This is a genomic window from Terrabacter sp. NPDC000476 (assembly GCF_040300125.1).
GTDB lineage: Bacteria > Actinomycetota > Actinomycetes > Actinomycetales > Dermatophilaceae > Terrabacter.
In genome coordinates this window covers 83,942-100,818 of the sequence record NZ_JBEPDF010000004.1, presented here as the reverse complement: position 1 = coordinate 100,818, position 16,877 = coordinate 83,942, and the positions used below count along the sequence as shown (strand labels likewise).

Here is a 16,877-nt window from a genome sequence, read left to right as displayed (position 1 = left end):
CCTGGCACGACAGGAGAGCCCTGGAGCCGATGCGGCGTTCAGAGCTCGAGGTGGAGGAGGCGCAGCCCGGGGTAGAGGGCGAAGAGCACCGTCACCGGGAGAGTGAGGAAGACGATCGGGACCATCATGTAGATCTCCTTGCGGCCGCCCTGCTCGAGCAGGGTGCGGCGACCGTCCTCACGGACGTCCTGGGCCTGCGCGCGGAGCACCTCGGCGAGCGGCGTGCCGCGCTCGACGGCCACGACGATGCCGTCGACGAAGCGCGCCAGGCTGACGAGCCCCGTGCGGTCGGCCAGACCCTGCAGCGCCGTGGGCAGGTTGGCGCCGGCCCTCGCGTCGGCGAGGCACCGCCGCAGCTCGGCCGCGAGCTCACCGTGGGACAGCCGACAGACGCGTTCGAGGGCTCCGACAGCCCCTTCGCCGGCGCTCACGGCGAGGGCGAGCAGCTCTGCCACCGTGGGAAACTCGGTCAACATCCGTGCCTCGCGCCGAGAGGCCGCGCGGCTCAGCACGTAGTCGCGGCCGGTGATGCCGCCGAGGGTGCCGACGACCACCGTCCCGACGAGAAGGGGCAGCGGCAGGCCGCGCTGGGCCACCGTCACCGCAGCGGTGAGGAGCAGACCGACGACGGCCCCCACGGCGCCGAAGCCGACCTGTTCGGCACGGAACCGTTCGACGTCCACGGGCTGTCCCGCGCGTTGCTGGCGCCGGGCCACGGATGCCGCCCCGCCGAGAGCCCGTCCGACGACCGCGCCGAGTCGCGTCAGATAGGGGGCGAGCAGGTCGCCGAAGCCGAAGGGTCCTCGCGCCGGCGCCGGTCGCGCGAGGAGGCTGGAGGGACGTGGGGTGTCGCGCAGGTAGGGCTCGAGGCGGTCGTCGAGCGTCGGCCGACGGCCGGCCGGCATCCCGGCGACGACGAGGGCGACTCCCGCCGCGAGCAGCAGGCCAGCCGTCGCGCCGGCCCACGACCAGCTCCCGGAGTCCAAGGCGGAGTCCAACCCGGCGACCAGCCCGGCGACGTCGGCGGCGGTCGGGACGGGCGTCATCGCAGGACCCGTTCCTCGTCGGGAAGACGGCCGACCCAGACCATGACGCGGTAGGCGACGATGCACAGGGCCGCGCCGACTGCCAGTACGACCCAGCCCGTGGGGGTGGCGTAGGCGGCGAGCGAGCTGCCGTTCAGGGCCAGCAGGCCGAGCACGACCCACGGCGCGCCTGCCGCCAGTCGGGCCGCGTTGACGGTCCAGCCCTGCCGGGTCTCGAGCTCCGCTCGGGTGCGCGCGTCCTCGCGCAGGAACGAGGACAGCGCGCGCAGCAGCCGGCCGAGGTCACTGCCGCCGACCTCGCGCGCGATGCGCAGCGACTCGACGATCCGGTCGCCGACGGGGTCGCTCAACCGGTCCTTGAGCCGGTCGAGGCAGTCGTGGAACCGGCCGGTGGTGCGGTAGTCCTCCGCGAAGGCCACGAAGGCCGGCCGCAGCTCCTCGGGCCCGCGCACCGCGAGCTGGGCCAACGCCTCGGGCAGCGCGAGCCCGGCGCGCACTCCCGACGTGATGTTGTCGACGACGTCGGGCCACAGGTCGCGGAGCTTGTTGCGGCGCTTGCGCGCCTGGGCGCGGACGAGGGCGACGGGCAGGGATCCCGCCATTAGCGCGAAGCACAGGGCGATGGGGGTCACGCGGGTCATTGCGAGCACGATGAGGAATGTGAGCACGAGGAGGACCGCCGACCCGGACAGGACGTTGGCCGGCGACACTCCCGGGTGTCCCGCCTGGTTGAGGTGGTCGCGCAGCTCGACGAGGAAGCCCGGCGGCCGCGCCCTCTCCTCGGCCGGCGGGCGCGGCCAGAACGAGGCGTAGACGAGGAAGACTCCGACCCCGAATGTGAGACCGATGACCAGCGGTGAGTTCACGAGTCCCCCTGTGCGAGAAGGGCGGTGACGTCGAATCCGGCGCGTTCGAAGGCTTCGCGACGCGGCGGGAAACCGTCGGCGCGGCGCAGCACGCCGTCCCGCGTGACGAAGAGGTCGGCGACCTCGATGACGTCGGCCTCGACGCGCCCCGGCACCGCGACGATCTCCCGTACGCGTCGGACGCCGTCGCGCTCGAGCGCCACGTGCAGCACGAGGTCGAGGGCGGCAGCGACCGTCGGCACGACGAACCGGCTCGACACGTTCTCCCCCGCCAGCAGCGGCAATGTGCACATCTTGGTGACCGCCTCGCGGGCACTGTTGGCGTGCACGGTGCACATGCCGGGCACCCCGCTGTTGAGCGCGATGAGCAGGTCGAGGCTCTCCTCCTGGCGCACCTCGCCGACGATGATGCGCGACGGCCTCATCCGCAGGGCCTCCTTGACCAGACGGCGCAGCGGCACCTCTCCCGTGCCCTCGAGGCTCGGCTGGCGGCACTGCATGGCCGCCACGTCGCGCTGCGGGATCTTCAGCTCGAAGACCTCCTCGCAGGTGACGATCCGCTCGCGTGGCGGCACCGCCGCGGCCAGGCACCCCAGCAGCGTCGTCTTGCCCGCCTGGGTGCCGCCGGCCACGAGCACGTTGAGGCCGCTCGCCACCGCCGCCTCGAGGAACGTCGCGGCCTGCCGTGGCAGCGTGCCGAGGCGCACGAGGTCGTCGAGGTGGTCGGCCCGCACGACGAACTTGCGGACGTTGACCTGCCAGTGGGTGCGGCTGATGTCGGGGATCACGACGTGCAGCCGCGAGCCGTCGGGCAGGGTCGCGTCGACGAAGGGACTGCTGAGGTCGACGCGCCGGCCGCTGCTCTTGAGCATCCGCTCGACGAGGTCGCGCACGTCGTCGGAGGTGAGGATCGTCGGGGTCAGCTCCGCCACGCCACCGCGCGCGACGAAGACCTTGCTCGGCTCGTTGATCCAGATCTCCTCGACCGTGGGGTCGTCGAAGTACTGCTGGAGCGGCCCGTAGCCGGCGACGACGGCGAGGATCGAGTGGACCGCGAGCCGCGGGTCCCCCAGAGCGGGCAGGCCACCGTGCAGGGAGCGCTCGTCGTAGTCCTGGACGGCGTCCTGCACGAGGCGGCGCACCGCCTTGGTGTCGCTCGCCGGGTCGAGCCCCGAGCGTCGGATCAGCTCGCGGACCTCGCCCTCGACGCGTCGAACTGCTTCGTGTGTCGACATGCAAACCCCTGAACCCCATCGGGTGCCATGACCTGCTGGCACCCCGACGCTAGGGCATCCGCGGGCGCCTTCGTGGGCGGAATCCACAGCCTCCCGGGACAGCTCGGGGCGAACCAGATCAAATCGGTCAACCTCGAATTCGCTTGTCCACCGGCGTGATCCACCACCTATGGACAACTCGCGCCGTCACCGGCGCGGCTCGGGTTGCATCGGACCACCGGCCCGTCCGCGCGAGAGGAGGACACGTGCGGATCCCCCTGACCGTCGTCGACCTGCACGCGGGCGGGCCGCCCCGTGACCTGCTCGTCGACGCCCCGCCCGGCACCCCGTTCGGACGCATCCGTGCAGAGATCGCCACCGCCGCCGGCTGCGACGGTGCGCACCTCACCTGCGACGGGCGCCCGGTCGGCGACGACGCCGAGCTCGGCCGGCCACCGCTGCTGCGCGGCGCCGTGCTGACGACGGGGGATGGGGCGGGCGGGGCGTCCCTGTTCGGAGCCGTCGAGCTGCGGATCACCGGTGGTTTCGGCGCCGGCCGCACCATGCGCCTCGGCCGCGGCCAGCACCTCATCGGTCGGGCGGCCGGCGCCTCGGTCCGCCTCGACGACCCCGCGGTGTCCCGGGCCCACGCCCACCTGGACGTGCGTGCCGACGGGATCCGGCTGCGCGACCTGCAGCCGACCAACCGCTCGACCGTCGACGGTCTCCCCGTGCCGACCGGCGGCATCCGGCTGGAGGACGGCCAGCACGTCGTCGTCGGCTCGACGTCCCTGACGCTCGGGCGCCCTCGTCTGGCCGTCGCCCGGCACGAGGTGCGCGACGGCGTCGTGCAGGTCCACCGGCCCCCGCGGTTCGTCGACACGAGCCCGCCACCGAGCGTCCACGTTCCCGAGGAGCCGCAGCGCCCCGAGCCTGGTCGGATGCCGGTGCTCGCGTCGGTGGCGCCCCTGCTCGTGTCCGCGGCGCTCGCCGTCGCGCTCGCCTCCCCCGCGCTGCTCCTCTTCGCCCTCCTCTCCCCCGTGCTGCTGATCGGCCAGTGGTGGAGCGACCGCCGCGCCGGGCGCACGTCCCACCGGCGCCGGCTCCAGGCACACTCAGCCGCCCTCGCGCACGCGGAGCAGGCCCTGCTCAGCGCCGCGCGCGACGACACCGCCGTGCGCCGGGACGCCCACCCCGACCTCGGTGTCGTGGCCGCCGTCGCCAGTACCCGGGCCACCCGCCTCTGGGAGCGGCGCCCCGGGGACGCCGACCACCTCGTGGTGCGCGTCGGGTGCGCCGACCAGCCCGCCCGCACCGGCGTCACCGGCTGCGTGCCGGACGTCGTCCCGCTCGCCGACGACGCGCCCGTCCTCGTCGACCTGACGGCCGCCGGCGTGACCGGGATCCACGGCGCTCGGGCCGCGGGGGCGTCCCTGGTCGGCGGCCTCGTCGTCCAGATCGCGTCGTGGCACTCTCCGCGCCACCTGACGATCGAGCTGCTCACCGCGGCACGGTCACCCGGGGGCGCGTGGGAGTGGCTCGGCCTCCTGCCGCACGCGACGCTGCGGGACGGCACGTCCACGCGGGTCGCGCTGGGGCCGCGGGAGGTGGGCGAGCGCGTCGCCGAGCTGCGTGCACTCGCGGTCCTGCGTCGAGAGGCGGCAGCCGGCCTGGATGGCCCACGGACCCGCCACCCCGCAGACACGGTCGTGCTCGTCGACGGGCCCGACGCGCTGCGGACCGTGCGGGGGTTCGCCGAGCTGCTCACGGAGGGTCCCGCGGCCGGCATCGTCTTCGTCTGCCTCGGCGACGACGCGCAGGCGCTTCCCGCGGAGACGCGCGTCACGGTCGAGGTCGACGCCCGCGACGGGAGCGCGACACGACGCGACGACAGCGGCACGCTCACCGGCATCCGCGCCGACCTGCCCACCCCGGGATGGCTGGAGACGACCGCCCGCGCCCTCGCCCCCCTCGTCGACGCGACCCCCGAGCCCGGCCAGGCCTCCCTGCCCGACGAGGTCTCCTTCGTCGACCTGCACCGTCGGGTCGGCCCCGACCCCACCGACGCCCGGCAGGTGGCCGAGGCGTGGGAGCGGGGCGACGGCCGCCCACGAGCACTGCTGGGGGTCGGCCCCGCTGGGCCCTTCCACGTCGACCTCGCGGCCGACGGCCCCCACGCCCTGGTCGGCGGCACCACCGGATCGGGCAAGTCCGAGCTGCTCCAGGCCCTCGTCGCAGGCCTCGCCGTCACGAACCGCCCCGACCAGCTGTCGCTGCTGCTCGTCGACTACAAGGGTGGCTCGGCGTTCGGCGCGTGCGCCCGGCTGCCGCACACCGTCGGCCTCGTCACCGACCTCGACGGCCACCTCACCTCGCGCGCCCTGACCTCCCTCGACGCGGAGATGAAGCGCCGCGAGCAGCTGCTCGCCCGCGCCGGCGCGAAGGATCTCGAGGACTACCGCCCCCGGGCGTCCGTATGCGTCGATTTGCCGACCCTGCCCCGGCTCGTCATCGTGCTCGACGAGTTCAAGGCCCTCGCCGACGAGTTCCCCGACTTCATCGCCGGGCTCGTCCGCGTGGCCGCGCTGGGACGGTCGCTGGGCCTGCACCTCGTGCTCGCCACCCAGCGACCGTCGGGCGTGGTGTCGGGCGACATGCGGGCCAACGTCGCCCTGCGCATCGCGCTGCGCGTCCGTGACCGTTCCGACAGCACGGACGTCATCGACGCGGCCGATGCCGCGGCCCTCGAGCCGCGCACCCCGGGACGGGCGTGCGTGCGCACCGGCGACCACGAGCTGACGACGGTGCAGACCGCGTTCCTCGGCGGCCCGGCTGCACGTCACGCGGCCCGTCAGGCGGTCACGGTGCACGTGCTCGACCCAGGGCGCCGGCGACCGACCACGACGGCGGTGCCTTTGCAGCCGAGGTCCACCGAGCTCGATGCCGTCGTCTCGGCCCTGCAGGAGGCGGCGACCCGGCTCCACATCCCTGGCGCCGCACCACCTTGGCTGCCGCCGCTCCCCCGTGAGCTGTGCGCAGCGGACCTGTCAGTCCCGCAGCGGGATCCAAACATCGGCAAGGTGAGCGCACGACTCGGAACCGGACCTGTGCTCGCGCTCGGCCTCGTCGACGTGCCGGTGCAGCAGCGCCAGGACGTGCTGGTGTGGGAGCTGCAGGACGGCGGCCATCTCGGCATCGCGGGCGGCTCGCGCAGCGGGCGCACGACCGCGCTCGCCACGGTGGCCCACGGCCTCGCCGTGGCGACCAGCCCGGGCGACGTGCACCTCCACGTGCTGACCGGCTCGCCCCCGCCGGAGGGCCTCCGCGACGCGCTCGAGGGCCTGCCCCACGTCGGCACCGTCACCGGTCCGGACGACCTGGCCGTCACCCGACGCCTGCTCCGCCGGCTCGTCGGGATGCTCGAGGCGGGTGCGCCGCCCGCCTCGCACACGGTCGTCCTCGTCGACGGGTGGGAGCCGCTCGAGGAGGCGCTCGCCACCGTCGAGCACGGGGCACCGCTCGACGACCTGCACCGGCTCGTCCGCGACGGTCCGAGCGTAGGTCTGCGGTTCGCCGTGACCGGAGGACGGGCGATCCTCTCCGGCCGGCTGCCCGGGCTTCTGCGGCGGCGGCTCGCCCTGCACCTCCCGGACCCCCTCGACCTCGCGCTCGCGGGGATAGCAGCCGAGGCCGCCGGCACGCCACGACCGCCGGGGCGCGCGATCGACGTCGGCAGCGGCCTCGAGGTGCAGCTCGCGGTCCCCGGCGACGATGCCTCGCTCCCCGCCACGCTCATCGCCCTGAACGCACTGACCGGACTGAACGCGCTGACCTCGCCGACGGACGGCGCCGGCCCCGGAGACGTCGTGTCGGCCCGGTCGGCTGCACCACCGTGGCGCCTCCGGCCTCTACCGGGCGAGGTCGGCCTCGGCGTGCTGCCGAGTGATGACGAGCTGCTGGTCGTCGGTCTGGGCGGCGACGAATGCCGGCCCGTGGGCGTCCCTCTCGGGAGCGGCTACCGTCGGGCCCTCGTCGCAGGTCCCCCACGTTCCGGTCGGTCGAACACGTTGCGGTGCTTGGCGATCCGTCTGCTGGAACGTGGCCGTACCGTCGTCGTCGTGGCACCCCGGCGAACGGATTCCGCTGCGTGGACGACCTCGTCCACGGTCCTCGTGCTCGGCGCGTCGGACCGGGAGCAGCTCGTCGGGACACTGCGCCGCGAGCCGCACGCGTGCCTCCTCGTCGACGACGTCGAGCTGCTCGAGGGCAGCGAGGTGGAGGCGGTGCTGGTCGAGGCCGTCGGGATCGTCGATGACAGCGACGGCCTGGTCGTGGTGGCCGGCGAGCTCGACCGCGCGAGCGCCGCCTACCGCGGCCTCGTGCCCGCCGTGGCCCGCGACGGTCTCGGCATCGTGCTCGGCGCGACGGCTGCGTCCGACGGCGACGTGCTCGGCGCGCGTCTCGAGCTCCCGCAGGAGCGTCGTCCCGGGCGAGGCTTCCTCGTCCGGGGCGGCCACGCGGAACCGATCCAGGTCGCGAGAGCAGATCGGTAGAGCCCCGGGAGCTACGACACTGACCCGCCGCGCGGGTCACTGACACAGCCCACGGACCCCCGACGCCGAACCGCAGACCCTTCGGCCACTACGTCACTGACCCGGGAAGCGGGTCAGTGACGTAGCCCACGGACCCCCGACGCCGAACCGCAGACCCCCCGGCCCCTACGTCACTGACCCGGGAAGCGGGTCAGTGACGTAGCGGTGGGACCGCACCCCCCGGGGCGCGGGACGGCCGGACAGCGGGACGCGCTCGGTCACGGACAGCGGCGACAGGCGGGCCCGGCGTCTGCCACCCTCGTGGTCACCACCCCGGCCGAGGAGGACGACCATGACGCGTGGCGCCCGAGAGATCACCCTGCGCTTCCTGGCGGCGCCGACGGACGCCGGCTACTCCGGCACGGTCGGGGGTGGCCGCGTGCTCGAGTGGATCGACAAGGCGGGCTACGCCGCCGCCGCGGGGTGGAGCGGGACGTACAGCGTGACGGCATACGTCGGCAACGTGCGCTTCTCGCGACCCGTCGAGGTCGGCGACCTCGTCGAGGCGACCGCCCGCGTCATCCACACGGGCACCTCGAGCATGCACATCCTCGTCACCGTCTCGGCCGGCAACCCGCGCGACGGGCAGCTCCGCCCGACGACCGACTGCATCATGGTCTTCGTCGCCGTCGACGGCTCGGGCCGACCGACACCGGTCCCCGCCCTCGTCGCCGAGACCGACGACGACCGGCACTGGCAGCGCAGCGCCGTGCAGCGCATCGACCTGCGCGCCGAGATCGCCGAGGCGATGGCCGCGCAGACCTACAGCGACGCCGGCACGGCGCCCCGCGTCGTGCTCCGCTTCCTCGCCGCCCCGACCGACGTCAACTGGGGCGGCAAGGTGCACGGCGGCATCGTCATGCGCTGGATCGACGAGGCCGCGCACGTGCTCGCCACGCAGTGGACGGGGTCGGCCTCGAACGTGGCCGTCTACGCCGGCGGGGTGCGCTTCTACCGACCGCTCCGCATCGGCGACCTCGTCGAGGTGGAGGCCCGCCTGCTGCTCACGGGCACCTCGAGCATGCACGTCAGCGTGCACGTGCGCTCCGGCGACCCGGCCGCGACCGGCGAGCTCGCCCTGACGACGCACTCCCTCATCGTCTTCGTGCCGCTCGACGCCGAGGGCAACGCCGTGGCCGCCCGCACCTGGGAGCCCGTCAGCGACGAGGACCGGGCCCTGCGCGACCACGCCCGCGCCCTCGTCGAGATGCGCAACCGCATCGACGACGCTCGGCACATCCCCTGAGCCCCGCGGCCCGCCGACGGACGGATGCGTGCTGTTCACCGGGCGGTCACCGCAGCGGCACCCACCGGGCCTCCTTGCGCTCCTAGCGTTCCCAGTGGTTCCCGGCCGCGCCGACCTCAGGGGCGCGGCGGACCCCATCGCCGAAGGAGCACCCCCGTGAGCCCCACCCTCCTCCCCCTGGTCTCGACGCCCCGCCACGGCTCGCGCAGCCGGATGACGTGTCGCTTCCGCTGCAACGACGCGTGCGACGCGCCCGTGCCCAACGAGTCGGACAACCCCGCCATGCGCGACCTCGTCGAGGGCGCGCTCGCCCGCCGCTCCGTGCTCAAGACCGGCGCGCTCGGCGCCGGCGCCCTCGTCGTCGGAGGCCTCGCGACGGCGGCCCCCGCCGCGGCCGCCCCCGGCAGCTCGAGCACGTCCGCCGCGTCCACCGCGGCCGCGGCCCGCGGCGGCCGGCACTGCAGCCACGACGTCAGCAAGGCCGCCTTCACGCCCGTCGCGCCGAACCGCACGGATGCCGTGACGAACGCGCCCGAGTTCACCCACAACGTCGTCATCCGCTGGGGCGACCCGGTCGAGGCCGGCGCCCGCCGCTTCGACGTGCACGCGCAGACCCCCGAGGCGCAGGCGAAGCAGTTCGGCTACAACAACGACTACGTCGGTGTTCTCCCGCTCGACGGCCGCCGGGCCCTGCTCGTCACGAACCACGAGTACACGGACGAGAACCTCATGTTCCCGGCCGGCGAGTACGACGACGTGACGATCAAGAAGATCGCGATGGCCGCGCACGGCATGTCGGTCGTCACCATCGAACGCGGCCGCGCCGCCGGCTCGTGGATCCGGGCCGACCACCGCCGCTCGCGCCACAACCGGCGCATCACGGTGCACACCGAGTTCGCCTTCCACGGCCCCGCCGCCGGGCACGAGCTGCTCCGCACCGAGGCCGACCCGACCGGCACCCGCGTCAACGGCACCTTCGGCAACTGCGCCGGCGGCACGACGCCCTGGGGCACCGTGCTCTCCGGCGAGGAGAACTTCAACGGCTACTTCGACGCGAGCGGCCCCGTCGACGCCGCGAACGCCACGTCGTTCAAGCGCTACGGCCTCGCCACGTCGGCCACGACCAACCGCGGCTGGTCGGACGTCGACGAGCGCTTCGACCTCGCCAAGCACCCGCACGAGGCCTACCGCTTCGGCTGGGTCGTCGAGGTGGACCCTCTCGAGCCGACCTCCACGCCCGTCAAGCAGACCATGCTCGGCCGCTTCAAGCACGAGGGCGCGAACGTCACCATCGCGAAGTCCGGCCACGCCGTCGCGTACATGGGCGACGACGAGCGCGGCGACTACATCTACAAGTTCGTCTCCGCCGACCGCTTCCGCCACGGCCGCTCCCCCGCGGCCCGGCGCCACAACAAGACGCTCCTCACCAAGGGCACGCTCTACGTCGCGAAGTTCACCGGCGACGGCACGGACGATGGCGTCTTCGACGGGTCCGGCGAGTGGCTGCCGCTCACGTCGCACCACCGCTCGCACGTCCCCGGGATGAGCGTCGCGGAGGTGCTGGTCAACACCCGCCTCGCGGCCGACACGGTCGGCCCGACGAAGATGGACCGGCCGGAGGACATCGAGCCGAACCCGGTCAACGGCAAGATCTACTGCGCCCTGACGAACAACTCCGACCGCGGGGCCAAGTACCCGACGGACGAGACGAACCCGCTCGCCTCGAGCATGGTGCGGACCGAGCTCGGCGCACCGCTGACGAGCAAGGCGGGCAACCGCAACGGCTACGTGCTCGAGGTCACCGAGCGCGGGACCGACCACACCGCAACGAGGTTCGCGTGGGACCTCTTCCTCGTCTGCGGCGACCCGACGGCGCCGGAGACGTACTTCGCCGGCTTCGACAAGAGCAAGGTCAGCCCCATCAGCTGCCCCGACAACGTCGCCTTCGACGGTGCCGGCAACCTCTGGATCTCGACCGACGGCAACGTGCTCGGCTCGAACGACGGGCTCTTCCGCGTGCCGGTGGCCGGCCCCCGTCGCGGGCACGTCGAGCAGTTCCTCACCGTCCCGTTCGGTGCCGAGACGTGCGGTCCCCTCGTCTCGCGCGACCAGCGCTCGGTCTTCGTCGCGGTGCAGCACCCCGGCGAGACGGACGGCGCCACGTTCGAGTCGCCGTCGAGCACCTGGCCGCACACCGACGGCTTCCCGCGCCCCAGCGTCGTCGTGTCCTACCGGAGGTGACGACCCGCCGCTGAACGGACGCAGAGCGGCCCGGCACCCACGGACGGTGCCGGGCCGCTCTGCTCGCACGGACTCAGGCGGTGAGCAGGAGCGAGCCCCAGCCGGTGCCCTCGCTGTAGGACCCCGGGACGAATGCGCCGTCGCCGAAGATCTCGTAGCCGCGGAGCTCACCGGACGACGTGCGGGCCCAGACGAGGGCCCGGCCGTACGTCGCCTCGCTCACGGTGATCGAGGTGAAGCCGCCCCAGCCGCTGCCGATCTGGCGCCGGGCGAGGAAGCCCCCGGTGCCGTTGCCGGGGTAGAGGAAGAGCCTGCCGATGCCGTCACGGGCCAGCAGGTCGGTGCGGCCGTCGAAGTCGACGTCGCCGCTCGCGACGAGGGCCGTCATGCCCGACCAGCCGGTGCCGATCTGCTGGCGCGCGGCGAGCGTCCCGCGGCCCGTGCCCGGGTACAGCCACAGCGTGCCGCGGCCGTCACGGGCGACGACGTCGGCGATGCCGTCTCCGTTCCAGTCGCCGGGCCCGACGATCGTGTAGCTGCCCCAGCCGGTGCCGAGCCGGGTGCGCTCGAGGAAGCCGCCACCGCCGAGACGCCCGCGGTAGAGCCAGAGGGTGCCCTCGACGTCGCGGGCGACGAGGTCGGCCTGGTCGTCGCCGGTGAGGTCACCGACCGACACGAAGGTGCGGTAGAGCCCCCAGCCGGAGCCGATCTGGGTCCGGCCGTCGAGCTCCATGCCGGTGTTGCGGTACGCCCACAGCGCGCCCTTGCCGTCGCGTGCGAGCAGGTCGTGGTGACCGTCACCGGTGCGGTTCGAGGTGCCCTTGCCCTGGACCTGGCGCACGTCCCAGCCGTGCAGCGTCGTGCCCGACGGCGCCTCCTCCCAGCCGATGGCCGAGAGCTCGTCGTCGCTGCCGTCGGCGGCCCCCGCGAGGTCGACCCGGTGGACGCCCACGGTGTAGGCGTTCTCGTCGGCGGGGTCCGGCACGTCGCGCTCGACGTAGAGCGAGCCGTCCGTCGTCAGGCGCGGTGAGGCGAACGAGTCGGTGGCGGACGAGCGGACCGTCGCGACGACGCCGTTCGTCGTCTTGCGCTTGAGCGTGCTCCGCGCGCCGTCGTCGGTCGTGAACCAGATCGTGCCGTTCGGCGCGACCTCGGGCGTGTAGCCGCCGGACGTCCCGGCGAGCGGCGTCACCGTCGTGCACGTGCGGCAGAGGACGCCGAGGCCGTCGTCGTCTGTGCCGAAGGTGCTGACGACGAGGCTGCCGTCGGCGCGCCAGGCCGGCTCGGCCACGGCGGGGACGCTCGTCACCGACCGCACGGCGTGGGCGCCGAAGACGTCGACGAAGCCGACGCCGATCGGCTCGCCGCCCGCGTCGTAGCGCGAGAAGGCGAGGGTCTGGCCGTCGAAGGAGAAGGCCGGGTCGGCCGGCATGACGCTCGCGCCGAGGTCGACGGTGAAGACGACGGCCGACGTGCTCGCCCGGCGCACCTCGAGGACCGGGTGGCCCGCCGGACCCGCGACGCGCGTGACGGCATACAGCCGCCCGTCGGCCGAGAAGGCCGGGGCGACGAAGCGCTCGGAGGACGACGAGCGCGAGCCCTGGTCGTACTCGCCCTGCTGGTAGACGCCGGTGCTCGCGGCGACGACGGCGTCGACCGTGCCCCAGCCGTCGCGGGTCCACGTGCCCTGGTAGTACTCCGTCGCGCAGTCGCGCACGACGGTGCCGTCGCCGCGCTTGGCCACGAGGCGGTAGAGGTAGACGGCGCGCTGGTTGATCGACGCGTCCTTCACGATGCCCGACGCCGCGGCGACCGTGGCGACGGACCGCCAGGCACCGCCGTCGCGCTGGCGCTGGAGCACGATGCTCGACGCGCCGGGGACGGCGACGTGGACGACGGAGCGCTCGGCCAGGGTGTTGACCCACAGCTCGTCGTTCGAGCAGCCCGCCAGCCCGGCGGCAGGGCTCGGCGCGGCCTGGACGTCCGCGCCGCGCGCCGCCGACCCGACCCGGGTGCCCGCCTGGGGCGTGGCGCCTGCCTGCGGCGTGGCGCCCAGCGCCTTGGGCATGGCTCGGCCGGTCGAGGCCGCGGCGACCTTCCCCGCGGCGGCGCGCGGCGTCAGGTGCACGGCGGCCGCGCCGTCGGCGAGGACGTGACCCGTGCGGCCCCGCTGGCCCTGCGGGTCGGCGCCCGTCGAGCCGGAGGTGGGACCTGCCGCGGCGCCGGCCGGCGTCGCGAGCGCGATCGGGGCGAGCAGCGAGGCTGCGAGCCCGAGGACGAGGCCCGAGGCCCCGGTGACATGACGAGCCATACGGCTTTTTCTCCCCTGTGAGCGGTGTCGGTCGGTGGAGCACCGACCGGCTCGGACTCTAGGTCACCAAACCCCCGAAACAGCGCGGAATGGGCCAAGCCCGTCACGGGCGCCGGGTGCGGTCAGCGTCCCCGCGTCGGCAGGTGGGTGCGCGGCGCCATCCGCGCCCCGCGCCGGGGGCGGTGGTGACCGGCGAGGCCCAGGAGCGACTGCACGCGGTAGCGGTGCCCGCGGTAGGGCTCGAGCAGCTCGGCCATGCCGTCGTCGTCGACCGGGGTGCCGGTCAGGGCCCACCCGATGTCCTTGGCCACGTGGTAGTCGCCGAAGGAGGGCGAGTCGGGGTCGCCGAGCGCGCGCTGGGCCACCTCGGCCGCGGTCCACACGCCGATACCGGGCAGGGCGCGCATGCGACGGTGCGCCTCCGCGACCGACACGGACAGGCCCTCCTCGAGCCGGCCGGCATACCCGGCGGCCCGCACGAGCGTGCGTGACCGCGCGCCGTCGACCGACGCCTGCAGCCACGCCCACGACGGGATCGCCGCCCAGCCGGCCGGGGTCGGCGGGGCCATCAGGCCGGGGAACGGCCCCGGCGCGGGGGTGCCGTAGCGGCGCACGAGCACGCGGTAGCCGGAGAACGCCTCCTGGCCGGTCACCTTCTGCTCGATGACGGCCGGGGCGAGCGCGTCGAAGAGCAGGCCCGAACGGGGCACGCGCCAGTGCGCGAACCGGCGCCAGGCCTGCGCGACGACGTCGTGGTGGGGCACGAAACCGGAGGCGTCGTCGTCGTCACCGAGCAGGGCCGGCACGGAGTCGAGCAGCCACTGCGCCCCCGGGCCCCACGCCTGCGCGTGCACCTCCGAGCCCCGGGGCAGGCAGACGAGGTGCAGCGTGCCGACTCCCGCCGGGGTCTGCGCCGCCCGCGTCACGGACCCGTCCGCGCCGAACCGCGACGTCGGGTCGCCGGAGCCGCGGCGGAACACCCCGAGCTGGGCCCGCAGCGCGATGACGCGCTCGGTGCGCCAGAGGCGGCTGGACGGTTCGGGCACCACAACATCCTCGCCTACACTCGGCACCGTCGGGCACCGGGAGGGTGACTGCCGACGCCAGCGACTCACGACCGCACGCCGACAGGAAGTAGGAACGATGGCCCGCGAGACGAGCCGAGACCGCCGCGAACGCGTGGCGGCCATGCAGGCCGAGCAGAAGAAGGCCGAGCGCCGTCGCCTCTTCGTCGTCATCGGCGCCTGCGTGGCCGTGCTCGCCATCATCGCCGGGGCGGTGACGTGGGCCATCGTCGGGGAGCAGAACAAGAAGGACGAGGCGCTCGCCGCCATCAGCGGTGACGCCGCCGCGGCCTCGTGCGACCCCGTGACGAACGACCCGGCCACGGGCTCGAGCGACCACGTCGGTCCGGGGACCAACACCCCGGACCTCACGAAGGTCGACTACGCGACGGTGCCCCCCTCGAGCGGCAAGCACTTCGTCGCCCCCGCCGTCGACAGCCGCCGCGTCTACACGACCGCCGACCGGCCCGCCATCGAGACCCTCGTGCACAACCTCGAGCACGGCTACACGATCCTCTGGTACGACCCCTCGGTCGAGAAGGAGCAGGCGAGCTCGTTCGCCGCGCTCGCCACCCGCGTCAACGCGATGCAGGAGGCGGGCAACAAGTTCCTCGTCGCCCCCTGGGACACGAGCCGCGGCGCCTTCCCCGCCGGCAAGAAGTACGCGCTGTCGCACTGGGGCGCCGACGTCGACCAGTCGACCGGCAAGGTCTCGAACCAGATGGGGCACCGCCAGCTCTGCGGTGGCCTCAACACCACCGTCGTCGAGGACTTCGTCAAGAAGTTCCCGTGGAGCTCGGCCCCGGAGCCCGGCGCGGCCTGACCCGCACCAGCCGGGCCGACCCGCGCAGCCGGCCGCCGTGGCGGTCGGCTGCGCGGGTTAGCCTGAGCGCATGGCCAACACCGACGAGTACGTCCCGAGCCCCAGCGACTGGGTGCGCGACCAGGTCGACACCATCGCGCGCACCGGCACCACCGACAGCGTGCACATCATGGACCGCCCCGTCGTGCTGCTCACCATGCGCGGCGCCAGGTCCGGCGCGATCCGCAAGGTGCCGCTCATGCGCGTCGAGCACGACGGCTCGTTCGCGGCCGTCGCGAGCCAGGGTGGCGCCCCGACGCACCCGCAGTGGTACCACAACCTCCTCGCGCACCCCGACATCGAGCTGCAGGCCGGCACCGACTCGTTCCCCGTGCGGGCGCGCGAGCTCGAGGGCGACGAGCGCAGCCGGTGGTGGGAGCGCTGCGTGGCCGCGTACCCGCCCTACGCCGAGTACCAGACGAAGACCGACCGGCTCATCCCCGTCTTCGTCCTCGAGCGCCGCTGACGCCCGGACCGGGCCGGGTGGCTCAGTCCGCGCGGCGCGCGCTGACGAGGTGGTGCGACCGCGCGTAGAGCCACCCGCCGAGCGCGGCCAGCACGTCGACGATGGTCACGATGAAGCGCGACATGATCGCGACGGCCGCGGCCGCGGGCGTCGGCATCGCCGTCGAGAGGATGAGCGTCAGCAGCCCCTCGCGGGCACCGAGACCGGCGGGCAAGACGATCGTCAGCATGCCGAGCGAGACCGACAGCGCGTAGCCCGTCATCGAGGCGACGGTGAGGTCGGGGTGCGCGCCCTCCCCCGACACCGCCCGCGCGAGCAGCAGCGTGTGGACGCCGAAGCACACCCAGACGAGCAGGAAGACGACGACGGCCCGGATGACGGCCCCCGTCGACAGGCCCTGCTCGAGCGGCTCCCGCCGCATCGTGCGCAGCATCCGGTCGATGATCGCGTTGAGCAAACGCGGCACGCAGAGCACGACGAGGATCGGGATGCCGAGCAGCAGCCACCAGTCGAAGCCCGACGACTGCCTCGTCAGCAGGAACGACGCCGCGGGCAGCCCGACGAGCAGCCCCGTCAGCAGCGCGAGCCCCAGCGCGAGCAGGCCCGTGACGGCCGTGCGGCGCCGCGGCACCTTGAGGTGGCTCGCGATGTCGGCCTGCACGAGCACCGACCACAGCGAGCCCGGCAGGTACTTGCCGAGCTGGCCGACGAAGTAGACGCCCGAGGCCGGGGCGAGGTGCAGGTCCGAGCCGAGGTCGCGCAGCAGCGTCTTCCAGCCGATCATCGTCAGCCACGTGCCGGCGACGGCCGCGAGCCCCGAGGCGGCGAAGGTCTTCCACGACACCTTGCCCAGGTGCACGGACACGTCGGCCCAGTTGCGCGCGACCGCGTAGACGACGGCGGCGAGCGTGACGAGGGCGATGCCCACGCGCAGCGCGGTGAGGATCCGGTGTCGAGTCATGGCTGCCC

The 16,877-nt window shown here is 74.0% G+C and carries 11 protein-coding genes; 5 read left to right on the top strand and 6 right to left on the bottom strand.

What is annotated here, in order from left to right; genetic code table 11:
• Positions 1 to 38 precede the first annotated feature (38 nt).
• The 3 genes from ABT295_RS19310 to ABT295_RS19300 are packed head-to-tail and all read right to left on the bottom strand — an operon-like array spanning position 39 to position 3,147.
• On the bottom strand, positions 39 to 1,046 hold the full coding sequence (locus tag ABT295_RS19310; RefSeq protein WP_352396036.1) for a type II secretion system F family protein: 1,008 nt from the start codon (positions 1,044 to 1,046) through the stop codon (positions 39 to 41).
• A complete protein-coding gene (locus ABT295_RS19305; RefSeq protein ID WP_352396035.1) occupies positions 1,043 to 1,912 on the bottom strand; it encodes a type II secretion system F family protein in 870 nt (289 codons plus the stop codon). Before ABT295_RS19305 ends, ABT295_RS19310 begins: the two co-directional genes overlap by 4 nt.
• Positions 1,909 to 3,147, bottom strand: a complete 1,239-nt coding sequence (locus tag ABT295_RS19300; RefSeq protein ID WP_352396034.1) for a TadA family conjugal transfer-associated ATPase — start codon at positions 3,145 to 3,147, stop codon at positions 1,909 to 1,911. The genes ABT295_RS19305 and ABT295_RS19300 overlap by 4 nt, the downstream gene beginning before the upstream one ends.
• 245 nt (positions 3,148 to 3,392) lie before the next feature.
• On the opposite strand from ABT295_RS19300, the gene ABT295_RS19295 reads away from it, so the two are divergent.
• The 3 genes from ABT295_RS19295 to ABT295_RS19285 all read left to right on the top strand — a co-directional run bounded on the left by ABT295_RS19295 (position 3,393) and on the right by ABT295_RS19285 (position 11,205).
• On the top strand, positions 3,393 to 7,679 hold the full coding sequence (locus ABT295_RS19295) for an FtsK/SpoIIIE domain-containing protein (RefSeq protein WP_352396033.1): 4,287 nt from the start codon (positions 3,393 to 3,395) through the stop codon (positions 7,677 to 7,679).
• 331 nt (positions 7,680 to 8,010) lie between these two features.
• Positions 8,011 to 8,964, top strand: a complete 954-nt coding sequence (locus tag ABT295_RS19290) for an acyl-CoA thioesterase (RefSeq protein WP_352396032.1) — start codon at positions 8,011 to 8,013, stop codon at positions 8,962 to 8,964.
• A 156-nt stretch (positions 8,965 to 9,120) separates the two neighbouring features.
• Complete coding sequence (locus ABT295_RS19285) at positions 9,121 to 11,205, top strand: PhoX family protein (RefSeq protein WP_352396031.1); 2,085 nt, start codon at positions 9,121 to 9,123, stop codon at positions 11,203 to 11,205.
• A 73-nt stretch (positions 11,206 to 11,278) separates the two neighbouring features.
• Here the strand turns inward: ABT295_RS19285 and ABT295_RS19280 are convergent, their stop codons facing one another.
• Together ABT295_RS19280 and ABT295_RS19275 are read right to left on the bottom strand one after the other, a co-directional pair.
• Positions 11,279 to 13,516, bottom strand: a complete 2,238-nt coding sequence (locus ABT295_RS19280) for a VCBS repeat-containing protein (RefSeq protein WP_352396030.1) — start codon at positions 13,514 to 13,516, stop codon at positions 11,279 to 11,281.
• A gap of 122 nt (positions 13,517 to 13,638) precedes the next feature.
• Positions 13,639 to 14,565 carry a DNA-3-methyladenine glycosylase family protein gene (locus ABT295_RS19275; RefSeq protein ID WP_502991221.1) on the bottom strand — a complete coding sequence of 309 codons (927 nt, stop codon included), beginning with the start codon at positions 14,563 to 14,565 and terminating at the stop codon, positions 13,639 to 13,641.
• A 94-nt stretch (positions 14,566 to 14,659) separates the two neighbouring features.
• On the opposite strand from ABT295_RS19275, the gene ABT295_RS19270 reads away from it, so the two are divergent.
• Together ABT295_RS19270 and ABT295_RS19265 are read left to right on the top strand one after the other, a co-directional pair.
• Positions 14,660 to 15,403, top strand: coding sequence for a DUF3105 domain-containing protein (locus ABT295_RS19270; protein ID WP_352396028.1), 744 nt, complete (start codon positions 14,660 to 14,662; stop codon positions 15,401 to 15,403).
• A 70-nt stretch (positions 15,404 to 15,473) separates the two neighbouring features.
• A complete protein-coding gene (locus ABT295_RS19265; protein ID WP_352396027.1) occupies positions 15,474 to 15,908 on the top strand; it encodes a nitroreductase family deazaflavin-dependent oxidoreductase in 435 nt (144 codons plus the stop codon).
• A gap of 22 nt (positions 15,909 to 15,930) precedes the next feature.
• Here the strand turns inward: ABT295_RS19265 and ABT295_RS19260 are convergent, their stop codons facing one another.
• Positions 15,931 to 16,869, bottom strand: coding sequence for a lysylphosphatidylglycerol synthase domain-containing protein (locus ABT295_RS19260; RefSeq protein WP_352396026.1), 939 nt, complete (start codon positions 16,867 to 16,869; stop codon positions 15,931 to 15,933).
• Positions 16,870 to 16,877: the final 8 nt, after the last annotated feature.

Bases quoted from the DNA above. Each gene is read 5' to 3' on its own strand.
- ABT295_RS19280 (WP_352396030.1), bottom strand. From the start codon at position 13,516: ATGGCTCGTCATGTCACCGGGGCCTCGGGCCTCGTCCTCGGGCTCGCA.
- ABT295_RS19310 (WP_352396036.1), bottom strand. From the start codon at position 1,046: ATGACGCCCGTCCCGACCGCCGCCGACGTCGCCGGGCTGGTCGCCGGG.
- ABT295_RS19270 (WP_352396028.1), top strand. From the start codon at position 14,660: ATGGCCCGCGAGACGAGCCGAGACCGCCGCGAACGCGTGGCGGCCATG.
- ABT295_RS19300 (WP_352396034.1), bottom strand. From the start codon at position 3,147: ATGTCGACACACGAAGCAGTTCGACGCGTCGAGGGCGAGGTCCGCGAG.
- ABT295_RS19260 (WP_352396026.1), bottom strand. From the start codon at position 16,869: ATGACTCGACACCGGATCCTCACCGCGCTGCGCGTGGGCATCGCCCTC.
- ABT295_RS19290 (WP_352396032.1), top strand. From the start codon at position 8,011: ATGACGCGTGGCGCCCGAGAGATCACCCTGCGCTTCCTGGCGGCGCCG.
- ABT295_RS19265 (WP_352396027.1), top strand. From the start codon at position 15,474: ATGGCCAACACCGACGAGTACGTCCCGAGCCCCAGCGACTGGGTGCGC.